We start from the raw sequence: 676 nt of genomic DNA on the forward strand, positions 1-676 counted from the left end.
ACGGCGGCCGGATCATCCCAGCCGGCCCCAGGGCCGCGCAATGCCGCAAGGCCGACATGGCGGATAATTGATGACAGGGACGATTCACAGCCGCTATGGAGCACGCTTGCGGTTGACAGGGACAAGGCTCCTCGTTTATGAGCCTCCCACAGTTCAAAGGCGCGTCTTCTGGCGCGCCTTAAAATTTCGACCCGGACCGGGTCCACACCGACAGGCAAGACCATGAAGATCAAGAATTCGCTCAAGGCGCTGAAGGCGCGTCACCGCGACAACCAGTTGGTTCGCCGCAAGGGCCGCGTCTACATCATCAACAAGACCGCCCCGCGCTACAAGGCACGCCAGGGCTGAGTTTTCGGGCAGGAGGCTGTTGCCTCCCCCCATTTGATGCTTGTTGCCGCCTGCCGGCATTTTCACGCCAAATTCAGTTTGACGTTCCGTCGCCCGGGACTAGAGTCCGGCGATGCGGATTCTTTTTGCATTTGTGACATCTCTGCTTGTTTCCGGCGTCATTTATGGCCCGGCATGGGCGGACGATGCTGTCGCGCCGCCGGCCACTCAGGACGCGCCGCCCGCCGCAACGACGAAACAAGCCCGCCTCGACCAGTTGTTCAGCGATCTGAAACGCGAGCGCAACGAAAAGGCGGCCGAGCGCATCGCCGGCAACATCTGGAGCGAG

2 protein-coding genes and 1 pseudogene are annotated in these 676 nt (G+C 61.4%); 2 read left to right on the forward strand and 1 reads right to left on the reverse strand.

What is annotated here, in order from left to right:
* On the reverse strand, positions 1-233 hold a 233-nt coding region (locus EN964_RS38280; protein WP_206528842.1), incomplete at its 3' end, for a hypothetical protein.
* On the opposite strand from EN964_RS38280, the gene ykgO reads away from it, so the two are divergent.
* Together ykgO and EN964_RS36340 are read left to right on the forward strand one after the other, a co-directional pair.
* Entirely contained in the window at positions 223-348 is a 126-nt protein-coding gene (gene ykgO / locus EN964_RS36335; RefSeq protein ID WP_006327841.1) for a type B 50S ribosomal protein L36, read from the forward strand. The two genes, EN964_RS38280 and ykgO, sit on opposite strands and share 11 nt — an antisense overlap.
* Before the next feature lie 112 nt (positions 349-460).
* Positions 461-676, forward strand: a pseudogene (locus EN964_RS36340) (hypothetical protein); the annotation flags it as partial.

It is taken from the genome of Mesorhizobium sp. M7A.F.Ca.CA.001.10.2.1 (assembly GCF_003998575.1).
In the GTDB taxonomy this organism is placed as follows: domain Bacteria; phylum Pseudomonadota; class Alphaproteobacteria; order Rhizobiales; family Rhizobiaceae; genus Mesorhizobium.